Genomic DNA, 17811 nt, shown 5'->3' with positions numbered 1-17811 from the left:
ATGATGCCCGGACGCCGCGTCTTCCTTCTTGTTTTCGCTGCGATCGCATCGATGCAGTGCGTCCGCGCGCAGACGCCCGATCTCGTCACACGCGGCGCGTACCTCGCCAAAGCCGCCGATTGCGCCGGCTGCCACACGGCCGCGCCCGTGCCCGGCAAGCCGCCGCCGCATCCGTTCGCGGGCGGCCTGCCGATGGGCTCGCCCTTCGGCACGATGTGGACGAGCAATATCACGCCTGACCCGCAGCATGGCATCGGCCGCTATAGCTACGAGGACTTCGCGCGCGCGCTGCGTGAAGGCGTTACGCCGGGCGGCAAGCATCTGTATCCGGCGATGCCGTATCCATCGTTCTCGAAGATCGACGACGACGACATGCGCGCGCTCTATGCGTATTTCATGCATGGCGTCGAGCCGGTCGCACAGACGCCGCCCGAGACGAAGCTGCCGTTTCCGTTCGATCAGCGCTGGGCGCTCGCGTTCTGGAACTTCGCGTTCGCGCCGGACAAGCCCTTCACGCCCGATCCGAAACGCGATGCGCAATGGAATCGCGGCGCGTATATCGTGCAATCGCTCGGGCATTGCGGCGCGTGTCATACGCCGCGCGGTCCCGCGTACAACGAACGCGGTTATACGCAGTCGTCGCGCGCGTATTTGACGGGCGGCACCAACGACCACTGGTACGCGCCCAATCTGACCGGCGCATCGGGCGCGGGACTCGGCCGCATTTCCGCCGACGATATCGCCGCGTTTCTCAAGACCGGTCACGGCGCGGGGCTCGTAACCTTCGGCAGCATGGTGCAGGTTGTCGAGGACAGCACGCAATATCTCGACGATCAGGACCTGCGCGCCATCGCGTCGTATCTGAAGAGCCTGCCCGCGAACGGCAGTGGCGGCGCTTACGATGCGCGCTCGCGTCTCGCACGGCAAAGCGTGGCGGCGCTGCGCATCGGCGCCGACGAACGTCCCGGCGCAGGTCTCTACCAAAGCACCTGCGCGCGCTGTCACAAGAGCGATGGCACCGGCGAGCCGTTCAAATATCCGCGGCTTGCGGGCAATCCGGCCGTGCTCTCGCAGAAGCCCGATTCGCTCATGCGGCTCGTGCTGCAAGGCGGCCGCGCACCGTCGACGGAACATGGGCCCGAGCCCAAGAAGATGCCCGCGTTCGCCGACGAACTCACCGATACCGAAATCGCCCGCGTGCTGACGTTCGTTCGCTCGGCATGGGGCAACGATGCGCCGCCCGTCACAACCCGCGATGTGCGCATCATGCGCGAGGCGCTGGCCAGGCATTGATGCGAGGGACGCTTTCCGTACGTCGATGATGTCGATGACTGCGGACGCATCGGTACGCACATTGCTGAATCCACGCACCACCCCGTTCAAAAGGATGCAAGTCATGAAAGCACTCGTATGGCAAGGCAAGAAGGACATTCGCTACGAAACGGTGCCGGACCCGGTGATCGAGCATCCGCGCGACGCGATCATCAAGGTCTCGACCTGCGCGATCTGCGGCTCCGACCTGCATCTGTTCGATGGCTTCATGCCCGGCATGAAGTCCGGCGACATCATGGGCCACGAGTTCATGGGCGAAGTGGTCGAAGTGGGCAGCGAGAACCCGGCGCTCAGGATCGGTGAACGCGTCGTGATTCCGTTCACGATCTTCTGCGGCGAATGCGATCAGTGCAGGCGCGGCAACTTCTCCGTCTGCGAGCGCAGCAATCGCAACAAGGACGCCGCCGACAAGGTGTTCGGCCACGCGACCGCGGGCCTCTTCGGCTATACGCATCTGACGGGCGGCTATCCTGGCGGGCAGGCCGAGTATGTGCGTGTGCCGTTTGCGGACAAGACGCACGTCAAGATTCCCGATGGCCTCACCGACGAGCAGGTGCTCTTTCTCGGCGATATCTTTCCGACCGGCTGGCAGGCGGCCGTGCAATGCGAGATCGAGCCGACCGACACCGTCGCGATCTGGGGCGCGGGCCCCGTCGGACAGATGACGCTGCGCAGCGCGATCCTGCTCGGCGCGAAGCAGGTCGTCGTGATCGACCGCGTGCCCGAGCGCCTCGCGATGGCGCGCGCCGCGGGCGCGGTCACCATCGACTTCTCGGAAGAGAGCGTGCTCGACCGCCTCAAGGATCTGACGCAAGGCAAAGGCCCCGAGAAGTGCATTGATGCCGTCGGCATGGAGTCGCACGCGACGCGCTCCTTCGACGCGCTGTACGACCGTGCGAAGCAGGCCGTGATGCTGGAAACCGACCGTCCGCACGTGCTGCGCGAGATGATCTACGTATGCCGCCCGGCGGGCACGCTTTCCGTGCCGGGCGTCTATGGCGGCTTGATCGACAAGATTCCGTTCGGCGCGGCGATGAACAAAGGGCTGACCTGGCGAATGGGCCAGACGCACGTGAACCGCTGGTCGGATGAGCTCTTACGGCGCATTCAGGAAGGCCAGATAGATCCTTCCTTTGTCATCACGCACCGCGTCTCGCTCGCGGACGGCCCCGATATGTACAAGACATTCCGCGACAAGGAAGACGGCTGCATCAAGGTCGTGCTCAAGCCATGAAAGCGGCGACGTCGCGCGGCACATGCTTTGCGCAGTGCCGCGCATGCCGACCACGAACGCGAAGCCCATGCCGCACGCCGATGAACCCTTGCTCGTCATCTCGCCCCATCTCGACGACGCCGTCTTCAGTTGCGGCGCCGCCGTCGCTGCCGCGCCCGATTCGATCGTATGCACGGTTTTCGCGGGCGTGCCACGCGATGCGCTCGTCACCGGCTGGGACGCGCAATGCGGCTTCGCGAACGCGCATCAGGCCATGCGCGCGCGCCACGCCGAAGACGCCGCCGCGCTGGATGCGCTCGGCGCGCACCCCGTCCATCTCGGCTTTCTCGATTCGCAATATGCAGGCGATAGCCGCGCCACGCCCGATGACCTAGCCACGGCCCTGCTCGACGTGATCCGCGCGACGGCCTGCCGTGCGCTCGTCGTTCCGCTGGGTCTCTTTCATTCGGATCACGATGTCGTGCATCGCGCGTGCCGCACGGCGTGGCTCGCCGATCCAGCGCTCGTCTGCATCGCGTATGAGGACGCCCTGTATCGGCGCATGGACGGACTCGTGCAGACGCGCCTCGCCGATCTCCGCGCGTGCGGCGTCATCGCGACGCCCGTATCCGAACGTATCGACACGGCCCTGCTCGCACGTCATCACGAAGCGAAGCAGCGCGCCGTGAGCCGCTATGTCAGTCAGCTGAAGGCGTTCGGCCCGACCGGTTACGACGATGTCTTCGCGCCCGAGCGCTTCTGGACCTTGCAGCCCGCACACCATGACCGATGAACGCGTCGTTCTTCCCGACGCGGACCGCGCGCGGCTGTCCGTCGTCGTGCTGACTTACAACCGTGCCGATCAGGTTATCGACACGCTTGCAAGACTTGCCGCGCTGCCCGATCGCATCGAGATCGTCGCGGTCGATAATGCCTCGACCGACGGCACCGCCGAGCGCATCGCGGCAAACTTTCCGTTCGTGAGGCTCGTCCGCGCGCCGCGCAATCTGGGCGCGGCGGGCCGTAATCTCGGCGTCGCGCGCGTCGAAACCGAATACGTCGCCTTCTGCGACGACGATACGTGGTGGAGTCCCGGCTCGCTGTCTCGCGCCGTCGACGTGCTCGATGCCGCGCCGCGCGTCGGCGTGCTGAATGCGCGCGTGGTCGTCGGCGAACACGGCGCGGTCGACGAAACCTGCGAACGCATGCGCGATAGTCCGCTCGCGCGCGACGGGCTGCCGGGCCCGGCGCTCATCGGCTTCATGGCGGGCGCGTGCGTGTTTCGCACGGACGTCTTCCGGCAAACGGGCGGCTACGAACCGAGGCTTTTCATCGGCGGCGAAGAGACGCTCGTCTCGCTCGATGTGCTTCGCGCAGGCCACGAGATCGTCTATATGGATGAGCTCGTTCTTCATCATCATCCTTCTGCGCTGCGCGACGGCGCGCAACGACGCAGGCTGCTCGCGCGCAATGCCGCGTGGGTCGCGTGGATGCGTCTGCCGCTGGCCGAAGCGCTGCGCGCCACGCGCGATGCGATCGGCGTCTTACGCGCGGAACGTTCGCCGCTTCACGATCTGAAGGAACTGATCGCGGGCATCGTGTGGGCGCTCGGCAGACGGCGTGTGATCGACGATCGCGTGCAACTCATGCGGCGTCTCGTCCACCAGGACGACACACGCCGCGAAGCGCAGACGCGCCGCGAACGCGCTGTCGGTTCTACACACGCCACGTAAAAGCGCGCGAGCCGCGCAACGGACCAAACGATATTTGGTTCGATGCGCGACGAACCGCAAATCGTTTCGCACTTCTGTCCACACTCACAACGAGTGGCACGGCAAATGCTGAATCCGGATGACTGATCCACGCGACTGCGCGCCGCGCGACACGCCGAAGGGGATCGCATAACAGAGAGGCACTCGTGAAGATCGCTTTGATCAGTGAACATGCATCGCCGCTGGCGATCGCGGGCGGCGTCGACAGTGGCGGCCAGAACATCTACGTGGCCAATGTGGCGCGCCAGCTCGTACGTATCGGCCACGAAGTCGATGTCTTCACGCGCTGCGATCGTTCGCTGCTGCCGCTCGTCTCGCGCTTCGAAAGCATTCGCGTGATCAACGTGCCGGCCGGGCCACCCGTGCAGTTGCCGAAGGAACAGCTTCTGCCGCACATGGATGCGTTCGCGAGTTTCATGATCGACTTCATGGAGCAGGAAGCGCAGTCGTATGACATCGTGCACGCGAACTTCTTCATGTCGGGTCTCGTCGGCTTGCGCGTCAAGGACGCGCTCGGCGTGCCGCTCGTTACGACGTTTCATGCGCTCGGTCGCGTGCGGCGGCTGCATCAGGGCGAATCGGACGGCTTTCCCGATGCGCGCTTCGATATCGAAGACGAGCTCGTGAAACGCTCCGACTCGGTGATTGCGGAATGTCCGCAGGACGAGAACGACCTGATCCATCTCTACAATGCCGATCCCGCGCGCATCAATCTCGTGCCATGCGGCTTCGACCGCACGGAGTTTCATCCGCTCGACAAGCGCCAGGCGCGCGAGCAGCTCGGCTGGCCGCAGGATCGCTTTATCGTGCTGCAACTGGGGCGCATGGTGCCGCGCAAGGGCATCGACAATGTCGTGCGCGCGCTTGGCGTGTGCCATGCGGAGCATGACGAAAGCGTCGAGCTTTACGTGGTCGGCGGCAATTCCGACGAAGCCAACGAGATCGCGACGCCCGAGATCGGCAGGCTGCGCGGCATCGCGCGGGAATGCGGCGTCGAAGAGCACGTGCATTTCGCCGGACGTCATGGACGAAGCGATCTGAAGCACTTCTATAACGCCGCCGATGTTTTCGTGACGACGCCGTGGTATGAGCCCTTCGGCATCACGCCGCTCGAAGCGATGGCGTGCGGCACGCCCGTGATCGGCGCCGATGTGGGCGGCATCCGCTATTCGGTCGCGCATGGCGAGACGGGCCTGCTCGTGCCGCCGAAGCATCCGGCCGCGCTCGCGCAGGCGATCGCCACGCTCAAGCGCGATGCGGCACTCGCGCGACGCATGGGCGAAGCGGGCCTCGCGCGCGCCAACGCGATGTTCACGTGGTCGAGCGTCGCGCAGGCGCTCGCCGAGGTCTATGCACGCGTGAGCGGCGCCGAATCGCAGGACGCGGCCCGCGTCGCGATGGGCGGAGGATCGCGATGACGCAAGCGCCACGGCCGCCGCGCGCCGCCGTTTTAATCGACAAGGACGGCACCCTGCTCGACGATGTGCCCTGGAACGTCGATCCGCATCACATGCGCCTTGCGCCCGGTGCGCTCGATGCGTTGCGCCTGTTCGCGGCGCATGGCGCGCCGCTGTTCGTCATCAGCAATCAGAGCGGCGTCGCGCTCGGCAAATTCGAGCGGCATGCGCTCGATCAGGTCGAAGCGCGCCTGCAAGCGCTCGCTGCGCAAGCGGGCACAGCCTTCACGCATATCTACTGGTGCCCGCATCATCCGCGCGGCATCGTGCCGGAGTACACGCAATCATGCGATTGCCGCAAGCCCGCGCCTGGCATGCTGCTGCGCGCGGCGCGCGAGCATCACATCGATCTCTCGCGAAGCTGGTTCATCGGCGACATACTCGATGATGTCGAGGCGGGCCATCGTGCGGGATGCCGCTGCGTGCTCATCGAAAACGGCAACGAGACCGAATGGCTGCGCGGCGAAGGTCGCGAGCCGGACATCGTCGTGAAGGACATGTATGAAGCCGCGATGGCGATCGTCGCCGCGGAGTGTCCTGCATGAAACGTGATCCGGTGAATCCATCGACGCTGCCGCCGGTCGTCGAGGCGCATGCGCGCAAGAGCGCGGCAACCGAAGCGCGCGACTGGGGCGCGGACGTGAAGCGCATCCTGTGCATTCGCCTCGACAATCTCGGCGACGTGCTGATGACCACGCCCGCGCTGCATGCGTTGCGCAGCGCGCAGCCGGGGCGGCATTTGACACTGCTCGCGTCGCGCTCGGGCAAGGCGGCGGCGCCTTTCATCGACGCGATCGACGACGTGATCGAATACGACGCGCCGTGGGTCAAGCAGGATGCGCCGATCGACGCGCTCGCCGATCTCGCGATGCGCGCGCGCCTCGCGGCATCGCAGTTCGATGCGGCCGTGATCTTCAGCGTCTACAGCCAGAACCCGCTGCCCGCCGCAATGCTGTGTCATCTCGCCGGCATTCCGCTGCGGCTCGCGCATTGTCGCGAGAATCCATACGGCCTTCTAACCGATTGGGTGCAGGAAACCGAACCGCAGCACGGCACGCGGCATGAAGTGGAGCGGCAGCTCGCGCTCGTCGCGAGCGTCGGCGCTCGCCCGATGGATACGCGAATGCGCTTCAAAGTGCGTCCCGACGATGCCGCGTCACTCGCACAAAAGCTCGGCGAACGCGGCGTCGATCCGCATGCGCCGTTCATCGTCGTGCATCCGGGCGCGACCGCCGCATCGCGCCGATATCCGACCGTGCGCTTTGCGCAAGTCATCGAACGTCTCGGCAAGCAATTGCAATGGCCGATGCTCGTAACCGGCTCGCCAGGCGAAAGCTCGCTATGCCGCGAAGCATGCGGAGACAGCGCGCATGCGACCGATCTCTCGGGTGCGCTCGAACTCGGCGAACTCGCGGCGCTCATCGAGCATGCGCGCGTGCTGCTGTCGAACAACAGCGGGCCGGTGCATCTCGCATCGGCGCTCGGCACGCCCGTCGTCGATCTCTATGCGCTCACGAATCCGCAGCACATGCCGTGGCAAACGCCGCATCGCGTGCTCTATCACGATGTGCCGTGCCGATGGTGTTATCGCAGCGTGTGTCCCGAAGGTCATCACGCGTGCCTCGTTCAGGTCGGCGTGGACGAGGTCGTGTCCGCCGTGCTTGAACTGTCCGAACACGCAGCGCTCATCAACTCGACAACACAGGCCAGTTAGTCATGTACACATTGGGAATCAATGCGGTCTATCACGACAGCGCCGCGGCGCTCGTCAAGGATGGCGTCGTCATCGCGGCTGCCGAAGACGAGCGCTTCACGCATGTGAAGCATGCGAAGCGCCCCGTGCCATTCTCGACATGGCAGCTTCCTTTCGATGCCATCGACTATTGCCTCAAGGAAGCGGGCATCGAACTCGCCGATGTCGATCACATCGCGTATTCATACGATCCGCATCTTTTCTCGGGCATGCCGAAGGACGCGAAGGCCAGCATCGCCTTGCCGATGATGCCGTCGGCACAGGCGTTGAGCAATCCGTCCGAATCGCCGTGGGACCCGCTGTTTCTGAGCTATATCGTCAACGCGAAAGACCAGTTGCTCGACGGCGCGCCGCATCATCTGAAGCGGCGGTTCGCAAGCGGCGGACGCGCGCCGCGCTTCGCCTGGCATAACGTCGATCACCATCTGTGTCATGAAGCGAGTGCGTTTCTCGCAGCGCCTTTCGACGACACCGCCGTGCTCACGATGGACGGACGCGGCGAAGGCGTGACGACGAGCCTCGGGCAATTCGTCGACGGCGAATACAAGCGCCTCAGGCAAGTGGAACTGCCGCATTCGCTCGGCTTGCTGTATGAAGCCGTGACGGGTTATCTCGGCTTCCTGCATTCGTCGGATGAGTACAAGGTGATGGCGCTGGCGTCGTTCGGCAAGCCAGCGTATGTCGATCAATTCCGTGAAATCGTGAAGTATCGGCAGGATGGAAGTTATACGGTCGATGCGCCGCGCCTCGTCGAACGTTTCGGTCCTGCGCGCGAACGCGGCGGGCCGCTGACGCAGCATCACTTCGATATCGCGCATTCGCTGCAGGCCGTGCTCGAAGAAACCGCCCTCGAACTCGCGAAGTGGCTGCATGAAAAAACGGGGCTGCCCAATCTCGCGATGGCGGGCGGCGTCGCGCTCAACTGCGTGATGAACGCGCGCCTTCGCGATCGCGGTCCGTTCGACGAAGTGTGGGTCCAGCCCGCGGCAGGCGACGCCGGCACCGCGCTCGGCGCCGCGCTGTGGATCGACTATCGGGAACGCGCGAACGCGGGCGACCGTGGCCGCAAGTGGCGCATGGATCACGCGTATCTCGGCCCCGCGTTCGGCGACGAGGAAATCGAAGCGTTCCTGAAATGGGCGCGCGCGCCCTATCGCAAGCTCACGAACATCGCCGAAGAAACGGCGGAGATTCTCGCGCAGAACCGAGTGATCGGCTGGTATCAGGGCCGCACGGAGTTCGGCCCGCGAGCGCTCGGCGCGCGCTCGATTCTCGCATCGCCGATTCACGCGGACATGCAGGCGCGTCTGAACGAGATCAAGGATCGCGAAGACTTCCGCCCCGTCGCGCCGGTCGTGATGGAAGAGCACGCCGCCGACTGGTTCGTCGATGCGCGCGTCGCGCCATTCATGCTGTTCGTCTTCGATGTACGCGACGAGATGAGAGCGCGCATTCCGGCCGTCACGCATATCGACGGCACCGCGCGCGTGCAGACCGTCAATCGCGCGCAGCATCCGCTTTACTACGATCTGCTCGCGGCGTTCAGGCAACGTACCGGCGTGCCGGTGCTCGTCAACACGTCGTTCAACACGCGCGGCGAACCGATGGTGAATACGCCGCGCGATGCGCTCGAATCGTTCTGGACGTCGCCGCTCGATGCGCTCGTGATCGGCTCGTTCCTCATCGAAAAACCGGGCGCGCAAGCATGAGCACGTATTCGGGTCTTGTCGAGAACGGCGAGATGAGCGCGACGGATTCGCACGCACTGCCACGCGACGATTTCATTCCGGATGTGTCCGTGGTCGTCCCGACATATCGCCGTCCCGCGATGCTAGAACGCTGCGTGCGCGCCCTCGCTGAACAGGCGTACGACCCGGCCCGTTACGAGATCATCGTGTGCGACGACGGCCCCGACGAAGCGACGAAAGCATGCGTGCAGCGTCTCGCCGCATCGTATGCGCAGAACGGCCCGAAGATCCGCTATGTGCCGGTGACGGGAAGCCAGGGCCCGGCAGGTGCGCGCAATGCAGGCTGGCGCGCATCGCTTGCACGACGCATCGCCTTCACCGACGACGACACCATCCCCGATCCGCAATGGCTCGTCAATGGCGTGCATGCACTCGATCATGGCGCGGACGCGGTATCGGGCCGCATCGTCGTGCCGCTGCCTGACCGTCCGACCGACTACGAGCTCGACGCCGCCGGACTCGCGAGCGCGGAGTTCGCCACCGCGAACGCATTCGCGACACGCGCCGCGCTCGAAAGAACGGGCGGCTTCGATGCGCGTTTCACATCGGCATGGCGCGAGGACTCCGATCTGCAATTCGCGTTGATGCGCGCGGGACTGAAGATCGCTCGCGCGGAAGATGCAATGGTGCTGCATCCGGTACGCCCCGCGCGCTGGGGCGTATGCATTTCGCAGCAGAAGAAAAGCCAGTTCGACGCGCTGCTCTACAAGAAGCATCCCGCGCTCTTTCGCGAGCGCATCCGGCGCGGTCCGCCGCTTCTCTACTATGCGATGCTCGCGGCGCTCGTCGTCATGGTCGTGTCGTTGATCGCGGGCGCGCCGCGCATCGCCACCATAGCTGCGATTGCATGGATCGCGATGACGTTATGGTTCGCCGTGCGGCGATTGAAAACGACGTCGCGCACGCCCGCGCATATCGCCGAAATGTTATGGACGTCGGCGATCATTCCGTATCTGTCGATCTACTGGCGCATTCGCGGCGCGTTCAAGTTCAAGGTGTTCTTTCCATGATCGAACGCATCGTGATCTTTCGCGCGCTGCAACTCGGCGACATGCTCTGCGCCGTGCCCGCATTGCGCGCATTGCGGCGCGTTCATCCGCATGCGCATATCGCGCTCGTCGGCTTGCCCTGGGCGAAAGGCTTCATCGAACGATACGCGCATCTGCTCGATGAACTGATCGTGTTTCCGGGCGCGATCGGCTTTCCCGAACAGGAAGAAACCGACGCGCATCTACCCGCATTTCTGAGCGCGCTGAGCGAACGCCGCTTCGATCTCGCAATCCAGTTGCATGGCAGCGGCGGCGTGGCGAACGATATCGTCGAAGGCATGGGCGCGCGGTTGAACGCGGGCTTTCTCAAGCCCGGTGAACGCGTGCGCGAAGGCGCGTTCATGCCGTGGCCCGACGAGCTGCCCGAGCCCGCGCGCTATACCGCGTTGATGCAACGTCTCGGCATCGACGCGGACGCGCTCGATCTCGAGATTCCCCTGACCGATGACGACACGCGCGAATGCGATGCGCTCATCGACACATGCGCGATCGAATGCGACAGGCTCGTGCTCGTTCATCCCGGCGCGCAATTGCCTTCACGCCGATGGCCCGTCGAGCGCTTCGGCGAAGTGGCGCGCGCGTTGTCGGAAGCAGGATGGCAGATCGCGGTCACTGGCGGCGCAGGCGAAGCGTCGCTGACGGGTCGCGTCGCGCACGATGCCGGCGCGCATGCGATGGATCTCGCCGGACGCACGTCGCTGGGCGCGCTTGCCGCGCTCGTCGCGAGGGCGCGGCTCATCGTCTGCAACGACACGGGGCTTTCGCATGTCGCCGCGGCGATGCGCACGCCGAGTGTCGTCATCGCATCCGGAAGCGATACGCGCCGCTGGGCGCCGCTCGATCATGCGCGTCATCGCGTGCTGGCGGACTGGCCCGCGTGCCGGCCCTGCGCGTTTCGCGATTGTCCCTACGGCCATGAATGCGCGCTCAACGTGAGCGCGCGCTCCGTGATCGATGCCGCGCTTGCACAGCTTGCCCACACCCTTCGAGAGGAGACGCTTCTTCATGCCCAAGACTAGTCCCCGACGCTTGCGTGTGCTCACGTGGCATATCCACGGCAACTACCTGTATTACCTTAGCCAGGCGCCGCACGATTTCTATCTGGTCACGCGCCCCGGCTTTCCGCCGGGATATGCGGGCACGGCCGGCGCGTTGCCGTTTGGTGCGAACGTGCATGAGATGCCTGCAAGCGAAGTGCCGTCGCAATCCTTCGATGTCGTGCTGTTTCAGCACAAGCGTCAATGGGACGACGATCGCCTCAACCTGCTCACCGATGCGCAACGGCGCTTGCCGCGCGTCTATATCGAGCATGATCCGCCGCAGGAAAACGCGTTCGAACAGAAGCATTGGGTGCAGGAACGCGACACGCTGCTCGTGCATGTGACCCACTTCAACCGGCTGATGTGGGATAGCGGCGATACACCGACGCGCGTCATCGAGCATGGCGTGATCGTGCCCGACGACGTGCGCTATAGCGGCGAACTGGAGCGCGGCATCGCGGTGATCAATCATCTGCGTCAGCGCGGCAGGCGGCTCGGCAACGATGTCTATGCGCAAGCCGCCGCGCGTGTGCCGCTCGATCTCGTCGGCATGGACGCGCAGTCGGCGGGCGGCATCGGCGAAATCGGCAATCTGGAGTTGGCCGCTTTCACCGCGCGCTATCGCTTCTTCTTCAACCCGATTCGCTGGACGAGCCTCGGGCTTGCCATCGTCGAGGCCATGACGATAGGCATGCCGATCGTCGGACTCGCGACGACCGAGCTATCCACCGTGATCCGCAACGGCGAAAGCGGCTTCATCCATACGGATACGCAGGCGCTCATCGACGCGATGCAGCACCTGCTGCGCGATCCCGCCGAAGCGCGGCGTCTTGGCGAAGGCGCGCGGCGAACGGCGCTCGAACGCTTTCATATCGACCGCTTCGCCCGCGACTGGGACGAGGCTTTGCGCTACGTATGCAGCTAGTGGATCAGACAGACAGGACATGACGACATGAGAGAAGCGTACAGAAAGCGAATTCTGGTGACGGGCGGCGCGGGCTTTCTCGGCTCGCATCTGTGCGAGCGGCTGCTGGCGCTGGGCCATGACGTGCTGTGCGTCGATAACTTCTACACCGGTACGAAGGACAACATCGCGCATCTTCTCGATAGCCCGAACTTCGAATTGATGCGTCACGACGTGACATTTCCGCTCTATGTGGAAGTCGACGAAATCTATAACCTTGCGTGCCCTGCTTCGCCGATTCATTACCAGCACGATCCCGTGCAGACGACGAAGACGAGCGTGCACGGCGCGATCAACATGCTCGGGCTTGCGAAGCGCGTTCACGCGCGAATCTTCCAGGCATCGACGAGCGAAGTGTATGGCGATGCGCACGTGCATCCGCAGCAGGAAGCGTATTGGGGCAACGTGAATCCTATCGGCCCGCGATCGTGTTACGACGAAGGCAAGCGCTGCGCGGAAACGCTCTTCATGGACTATCGGCGGCAGCACGGACTTTCGATCAAGATCGCGCGCATCTTCAACACGTATGGGCCGCGCATGCATCCGTCGGATGGGCGCGTGGTGTCCAACTTCATGATGCAGGCGCTTTCCGGCGAGCCAATCACCGTGTATGGCGAAGGCACGCAGACGCGCTCGTTCTGCTATGTCGACGACATGATTGATGCGTTCATCCGCCTCATGAACACGCCCGAGGAAATTACCGGGCCGGTGAATCTGGGGAACCCGCATGAGCTGTCGATGCTCGATATCGCGCGGCGCATCATCGAGCTGACGGGGTCGTCGTCGAAGATCGTGTTCAAGCCTCTGCCGATGGATGATCCGTGGCATCGTCAGCCGGATATTTCGATGGCGCGTGAGGTGCTGGGGTGGATGCCTGTGACCACGCTCGATGATGGGCTCACGCGCACGGTGCAGCATTTCCGGCGGGTGATCGAACCGGCGGGTGCGCGGGCGGTGCAGAGGGTTTAAGACGTCCTCGCCGTCACCCCTCCAATTGTCGCGATCAACTTCGGCGCGGGCACGGGCTTCGTCAAATGCGCCTGAAATCCCGCCGCCCGCGCGCGCGCTCGCGCATCGGCCTGCGTGTGTCCCGTCAACGCAATCGCGGGCATACGCTCGGCAAGCGACGCGCCGCGGCTTGCCTCTTCCTCGCGTATCCGCCGCAAGACTTCATAACCGTCCTGCTCGCCGCCAAGCACGATATCGCACAGGAAAACATCCGGCCATCGCGCCGGCGGCACGCCGCGCAATCGCGTGATCGCTTCGTCGCCCGATGCGCACAGCACCACATGCGCGCCCACCGATTCGAGCACGGCCTCCAGCGCGTCGCGCGCTTCCTCCTGATCGTCCAGCACCATCACGGTCACGCCGTTCAACGCGTCGTCGTGCGCCGCTGCGTGCGCGCTCGTATCGTCGAGCACCGGGCGCAAAGGCATCGTCGCGACATAGGCGACATGCTTGTCGATATAACGCGGCGCAAAACTGCCGCCCGTCTCCGTCAACGCCTTTTCGAGGCGCCGCACCTGTTGCGGCGTGAGGTCCGCGGGATTCGGGCGCTGCCCCATCACCGTGAGACTCGCCTGATTTTCCTCGCGGAACACTCGCAATTCGATGCGCTCGCCGCGCGCCGCAGCGCTCATCTGCGCGCGGCACAACTCGGCGACGATCTGCTGCAGCACGCTCGGATCGCCGGACACGCGCAAGCCCGGCTCGGTGATGACCGTGTACAGGTTGACGCCACGCTCCGCGATCTCTTCGTGCAGCGCATCGACCACGCCGGCGACGAGCGTATCGAGTCCGACCGCTTGCGCCGACACCTTCCGCTGCGCGTGCTCCAGCTCGCCCTGCTGCCATTGCAGCGACCACATGCGCGCATACACGCCATCGCGCGCGAGCAGTTCGTCGTGCTGTCCCTGCTCGACGATGCGTCCATGTTCCATCACGAGGATCCAGTCCGCATCGACGACCGTGGACAGCCGATGCGCGATCACGATCGACGTGCGCCCCTTGGCGAGACGATCGAGCTCGTTTTGAATTGCGCGCTCCGAACGCGTATCGAGCGCGGAGGTCGCTTCGTCGAACACGATGATGCGCGGGTTCTTCAAAATGGCGCGCGCAATCGCGATGCGCTGCCGCTCGCCACCCGACAGCCGCACGCCGCGCTCGCCGACGCGTGTGTCGTAATGATCCGGCAGACGCTCGACGAAGCCGTCCAGTTGCGCCGCGCGCGCGGCCAGCACGATATCGGCGCGCGTCGCATCGGGACGGCCATAGCCGATGTTGTAGGCGATCGTGTCGTTGAAGAGCACCGTGTCCTGCGGTACGATGCCGACCATCGCGCGCAGGCTGTCCTGCGTGACCTGCGCGATGTCCTGCCCGTCGATGCGGATGGCGCCGGCCGTCGGCTCATACAGCCTGAAAAGCAGCTTCACGAGCGTGGATTTGCCCGAGCCGCTGCCGCCGACGACCGCGAGCTTCTTGCCCGGATGCGCGCGAAAATCGACATCGCGCAGAATCTGCCGCGCCGGGTCGTAGCCGAACTCGACATGATCGAACTCGATCTCGCCCGCCGTCACCACGAGCGGCTGCGCCTCTTTCTCGTCGACGTCCTCGCGCACGCGGCCGCGCGAAAGCAGAATCGTGAACATGCGCTCCACGTTCACGATCGCATCATTCGTTTCGCGAAACACGAAGCCGAGCGTGTTGAGCGGATTGCAGACCTGCACGATATACGCGTTGACGAGCACGAGATCGCCGACGCTCATCGTGCCCGCGACGACATGTTGCGCCGCGCGCAGCATCACCGCCGCGATGCCGGCCGCGATGATCGTGCTTTGCCCGACATGCAGCAGCGTGAGCGCGCGCTGATTGGCGACGCGTGCATGAACCCACTCTTCGAGCACGCTGGAAAGCCGGTTGGTTTCGATGCGCTCGCTCGCGAAAAACTTCACGGTCTCGTAGTTGAGCAGGCTGTCGACGAGACGGCTGTCGGACTGCGCCTCCAGCTTGTTGACCGCGCGCTGGAAGCGCATGCGATAGCGCGTGAAGATCAGCGTCCACACGGAATACAGCACGAAGGTCACGGCAATGATCACCATGAACTCCAGCGCGTAACTGCTCACCATGATGGCGACGACCGTGCCGATTTCGATCATCACCGGCACGACGGTGAAGAACGCAGTGCCGAGTAAAAAGCCGATGCCGTCCGCGCCCTTTTGCACGTCGCGCACGACGGCGCCCGTCTCGCGCTGCGCATGAAAGCGCGCGCCCAGCGCATGAAGATGCGCGAACGTTCGCTCGGTGAACGACGCCACCGTGCGTTGCGTGACGATGCTGAACACGATGTCGCGCGCCTCGTTCAGCACATCGCCGAGATAGCGCAGCAGCACGTAGGCGAGCACCAGAAAAACGGGAAAAACGACGCTCGTCGCGGGATGGCTGAACTCGTCGATGACGCGTTTCAACATCAGCGGCACCGACACGACCGCGAGACGCGCTCCGACCATCAGCACGATCGCGGCGGCGGTCTGGTAGCGCCATGCCCAGACCGCGCGCCACAGATCCATGAAGATGCGGCGGCGCACGCGCGTGCGCTGCGCATCGGACGCACTGGATGCAGCGTGAGGCGTCACTCCTTCCAGTCCTTGCGTTTCGCCGCGCCCGACATGCACGCGCAAGCGAGCGCGAGCGTCATGGTTGACCGATAGAATCGATTCATTGGGTTTCCTCCCGCTGACGACCCGTGCTTTGCCAGCAACCCGTGCGCCCGCCCGCGCGTCGAAGCCTTGGCACGAACAATGCTCGACACCAATAGGCCGCCGCTTGCGACTCGGAGCGTTCATGGAAGCACGGGATTATCTTTTCAAGCTGGCGGCTCTTCAGCACAACGCGCCGGGCGGCTCGCGCCTGGAAAACGCGGTGATCATCGAAGTCAGCAGTATGGTCGATCAGATCACGCTCTCGCTCGATCTTCAATCTACCGACCGCTACGCGCTGATGATGGCGCGCGCAACCGCGCTCGCCGGCAATCCGGATCTCGCGATCGCGAAGGTCGAGGCGGTCTTGCGGCGCATTGCAGAACGCTGACCGCGATATGTCCATCCGGCCGACGTGGAGCGTTCTATGCTGGACAAAAGGTACATGCGCTCCCGCGGAGGCGTTCATGTATTCAATGGGTATATATTTCCTCGAGGTATTCCCGGAGCCGGTTCCAGGGGACGGCTGGACGGGCGATGCGCGTTTTTCCCGCCGCAACGATTACAGGCGGCACGCCGATGTCACGAAGGTGACCTTTCATAGCCACATCGTCAGGCCGACGATGACAGCCGCGGAGACGGCAATCGCGGAGTGGGCGCGCGACTTCATCGACAAAAGCGGCGACGTCCTCGAAGCCTCACTACGGCTCGCGGAAGAGGCGTGATTCACTGTGTTCGTCATGGGCCTAAGCACGTCCTGATTTCATTGCATTCCTAAATATTCGCCAATGTGTGTGCACGCTGGAACGCCCAATGCTCAACCGATGGCATGGCCGCGCGAGCGGTCGTCTTTTTGAGGCCCATCATCATGACCGATACCAGCCAATACCCGCGCCCGCCCCTGCCGTCGCAGCAACAGGACAACCGCCCAGGACTCACCGCCCCGATGAACCCGCAGCCCGATCACGGCGAATCGAGCTACAAGGGCAGCAGCAAGCTCGAAGGCAAAGTCGCGCTCATCACGGGCGCGGACAGCGGCATCGGGCGCGCGGTGGCGATCGCCTATGCGCGTGAAGGCGCGGATGTCGCCATCGCCTATCTCAACGAGCACGCCGACGCGGAGGAAACCGCGCGCTGGGTCGAGAAGGCGGGACGCCGCGCGCTGCTGTTGCCCGGCGACATCACCGACCGCGCGCATTGCAAGGAGCTCGTCGCGAAGACCGCGCAAGCGTTCGGGCGCATCGACGTGCTCGTCAACAACGCGGCTTATCAGGCGACCTACGACAAGCTCGAAGACATCAGCGACGACGAATGGGACAAGACCTATTCGACCAACATCGGCGCGATGTTCCGCATCACGAAGGCCGCGCTCGCGCACATGAAGGCGGGCGGTGCGATCGTCAACACGACGTCCGTCAACGCCGATGCGCCGAACCCCGGACTCATCGCCTATGCGAGCACGAAGGGCGCGATCCAGAACTTCACCGGCGGCCTCGCGCAACTGCTCGCCGAGCGCGGCATTCGCGTGAACTGCGTCGCGCCGGGTCCGATCTGGACACCGCTGATTCCGTCGACGATGCCGCCGTCGAGCGTCGAAAACTTCGGCAATCAGACGCCGATGAAACGCCCCGGCCAGCCCGCCGAACTCGCTGCCGCGTATGTGATGCTCGCATCGGACGAGGCGAGTTACACGTCGGGCGCGACCATCGCGGTGACGGGCGGCAAGCCCATCATCTAGTGCTCGTCGGCACAGCGAATGCTGAACAGGAGGTAAGCAAGGACTCCGCG

The 17811-nt window shown here is 64.4% G+C and carries 16 protein-coding genes; 15 read left to right on the top strand and 1 reads right to left on the bottom strand.

Translation table 11 applies throughout. The features are described 5' to 3' along the window. The first annotated feature begins 51 nt into the window (after positions 1–51). The 12 genes from AWB75_RS28775 (at position 52) to AWB75_RS28720 (ending at position 13297) form a co-directional block, all read left to right on the top strand. Positions 52–1293, top strand: coding sequence for a c-type cytochrome (locus tag AWB75_RS28775; protein WP_235012284.1), 1242 nt, complete (start codon positions 52–54; stop codon positions 1291–1293). 103 nt (positions 1294–1396) lie between these two features. Beyond that, positions 1397–2566 (top strand): zinc-dependent alcohol dehydrogenase, encoded by a 1170-nt coding sequence (locus tag AWB75_RS28770; protein ID WP_061127444.1) that lies wholly within the window; start codon positions 1397–1399, stop codon positions 2564–2566. Between the two features lie 43 nt (positions 2567–2609). Next, positions 2610–3338, top strand: a complete 729-nt coding sequence (locus AWB75_RS28765) for a PIG-L deacetylase family protein (RefSeq protein WP_235012283.1) — start codon at positions 2610–2612, stop codon at positions 3336–3338. Continuing rightward, a complete protein-coding gene (locus AWB75_RS28760; protein ID WP_061127412.1) occupies positions 3328–4278 on the top strand; it encodes a glycosyltransferase family 2 protein in 951 nt (316 codons plus the stop codon). Before AWB75_RS28765 ends, AWB75_RS28760 begins: the two co-directional genes overlap by 11 nt. Before the next feature lie 185 nt (positions 4279–4463). Further along, positions 4464–5735: a glycosyltransferase family 4 protein gene (locus AWB75_RS28755; RefSeq protein WP_061127411.1), complete on the top strand. Its 1272-nt coding sequence runs from the start codon at positions 4464–4466 to the stop codon at positions 5733–5735. Then, on the top strand, positions 5732–6319 hold the full coding sequence (locus AWB75_RS28750; protein WP_061127410.1) for a D-glycero-alpha-D-manno-heptose-1,7-bisphosphate 7-phosphatase: 588 nt from the start codon (positions 5732–5734) through the stop codon (positions 6317–6319). Before AWB75_RS28755 ends, AWB75_RS28750 begins: the two co-directional genes overlap by 4 nt. Next, entirely contained in the window at positions 6316–7488 is a 1173-nt protein-coding gene (locus AWB75_RS28745; RefSeq protein WP_087086966.1) for a glycosyltransferase family 9 protein, read from the top strand. Before AWB75_RS28750 ends, AWB75_RS28745 begins: the two co-directional genes overlap by 4 nt. 2 nt (positions 7489–7490) lie before the next feature. Further along, positions 7491–9236, top strand: coding sequence for a carbamoyltransferase family protein (locus tag AWB75_RS28740; protein WP_061127409.1), 1746 nt, complete (start codon positions 7491–7493; stop codon positions 9234–9236). Between the two features lie 32 nt (positions 9237–9268). Beyond that, on the top strand, positions 9269–10285 hold the full coding sequence (locus AWB75_RS28735; protein WP_235012286.1) for a glycosyltransferase: 1017 nt from the start codon (positions 9269–9271) through the stop codon (positions 10283–10285). Continuing rightward, positions 10282–11343, top strand: coding sequence for a glycosyltransferase family 9 protein (locus tag AWB75_RS28730; protein ID WP_061127407.1), 1062 nt, complete (start codon positions 10282–10284; stop codon positions 11341–11343). Before AWB75_RS28735 ends, AWB75_RS28730 begins: the two co-directional genes overlap by 4 nt. After that, positions 11330–12289: a glycosyltransferase family 4 protein gene (locus AWB75_RS28725; protein ID WP_061127406.1), complete on the top strand. Its 960-nt coding sequence runs from the start codon at positions 11330–11332 to the stop codon at positions 12287–12289. Before AWB75_RS28730 ends, AWB75_RS28725 begins: the two co-directional genes overlap by 14 nt. Positions 12290–12316: 27 nt before the next feature. Beyond that, on the top strand, positions 12317–13297 hold the full coding sequence (locus AWB75_RS28720) for a UDP-glucuronic acid decarboxylase family protein (RefSeq protein ID WP_061127405.1): 981 nt from the start codon (positions 12317–12319) through the stop codon (positions 13295–13297). Here AWB75_RS28720 and AWB75_RS28715 read toward each other — a convergent pair. Then, entirely contained in the window at positions 13294–15894 is a 2601-nt protein-coding gene (locus tag AWB75_RS28715) for an ATP-binding cassette domain-containing protein (protein WP_061127441.1), read from the bottom strand. The two genes, AWB75_RS28720 and AWB75_RS28715, sit on opposite strands and share 4 nt — an antisense overlap. 274 nt (positions 15895–16168) lie before the next feature. Here AWB75_RS28715 and AWB75_RS28710 point away from each other — a divergent pair, with 274 nt between their 5' ends. From AWB75_RS28710 to AWB75_RS28700, 3 genes are all read left to right on the top strand, one after another. After that, positions 16169–16414 carry a hypothetical protein gene (locus AWB75_RS28710; protein ID WP_061127404.1) on the top strand — a complete coding sequence of 82 codons (246 nt, stop codon included), beginning with the start codon at positions 16169–16171 and terminating at the stop codon, positions 16412–16414. Between the two features lie 76 nt (positions 16415–16490). After that, positions 16491–16748 (top strand): hypothetical protein, encoded by a 258-nt coding sequence (locus tag AWB75_RS28705; RefSeq protein WP_061127440.1) that lies wholly within the window; start codon positions 16491–16493, stop codon positions 16746–16748. Between the two features lie 143 nt (positions 16749–16891). Continuing rightward, positions 16892–17761: a glucose 1-dehydrogenase gene (locus AWB75_RS28700; protein WP_061127403.1), complete on the top strand. Its 870-nt coding sequence runs from the start codon at positions 16892–16894 to the stop codon at positions 17759–17761. Positions 17762–17811 lie beyond the last annotated feature (50 nt).

The sequence above is a fragment of the Caballeronia catudaia genome (assembly GCF_001544755.2).
Classification (GTDB): Bacteria; Pseudomonadota; Gammaproteobacteria; order Burkholderiales; family Burkholderiaceae; genus Caballeronia; species Caballeronia catudaia.
The sequence above is the reverse complement of the archived record's forward strand: the minus strand, read 5'-3'. Positions and strand labels throughout refer to the sequence as shown.

Coding starts and splice junctions, on each gene's coding strand:
- AWB75_RS28775 (WP_235012284.1), top strand. CDS start 52: ATGCAGTGCGTCCGCGCGCAGACGCCCGATCTCGTCACACGCGGCGCG.
- AWB75_RS28770 (WP_061127444.1), top strand. CDS start 1,397: ATGAAAGCACTCGTATGGCAAGGCAAGAAGGACATTCGCTACGAAACG.
- AWB75_RS28765 (WP_235012283.1), top strand. CDS start 2,610: ATGCCGACCACGAACGCGAAGCCCATGCCGCACGCCGATGAACCCTTG.
- AWB75_RS28760 (WP_061127412.1), top strand. CDS start 3,328: ATGACCGATGAACGCGTCGTTCTTCCCGACGCGGACCGCGCGCGGCTG.
- AWB75_RS28750 (WP_061127410.1), top strand. CDS start 5,732: ATGACGCAAGCGCCACGGCCGCCGCGCGCCGCCGTTTTAATCGACAAG.
- AWB75_RS28745 (WP_087086966.1), top strand. CDS start 6,316: ATGAAACGTGATCCGGTGAATCCATCGACGCTGCCGCCGGTCGTCGAG.
- AWB75_RS28740 (WP_061127409.1), top strand. CDS start 7,491: ATGTACACATTGGGAATCAATGCGGTCTATCACGACAGCGCCGCGGCG.
- AWB75_RS28735 (WP_235012286.1), top strand. CDS start 9,269: ATGAGCGCGACGGATTCGCACGCACTGCCACGCGACGATTTCATTCCG.
- AWB75_RS28730 (WP_061127407.1), top strand. CDS start 10,282: ATGATCGAACGCATCGTGATCTTTCGCGCGCTGCAACTCGGCGACATG.
- AWB75_RS28725 (WP_061127406.1), top strand. CDS start 11,330: ATGCCCAAGACTAGTCCCCGACGCTTGCGTGTGCTCACGTGGCATATC.
- AWB75_RS28720 (WP_061127405.1), top strand. CDS start 12,317: ATGAGAGAAGCGTACAGAAAGCGAATTCTGGTGACGGGCGGCGCGGGC.
- AWB75_RS28715 (WP_061127441.1), bottom strand. CDS start 15,894: ATGGATCTGTGGCGCGCGGTCTGGGCATGGCGCTACCAGACCGCCGCC.
- AWB75_RS28710 (WP_061127404.1), top strand. CDS start 16,169: ATGGAAGCACGGGATTATCTTTTCAAGCTGGCGGCTCTTCAGCACAAC.
- AWB75_RS28705 (WP_061127440.1), top strand. CDS start 16,491: ATGTATTCAATGGGTATATATTTCCTCGAGGTATTCCCGGAGCCGGTT.
- AWB75_RS28700 (WP_061127403.1), top strand. CDS start 16,892: ATGACCGATACCAGCCAATACCCGCGCCCGCCCCTGCCGTCGCAGCAA.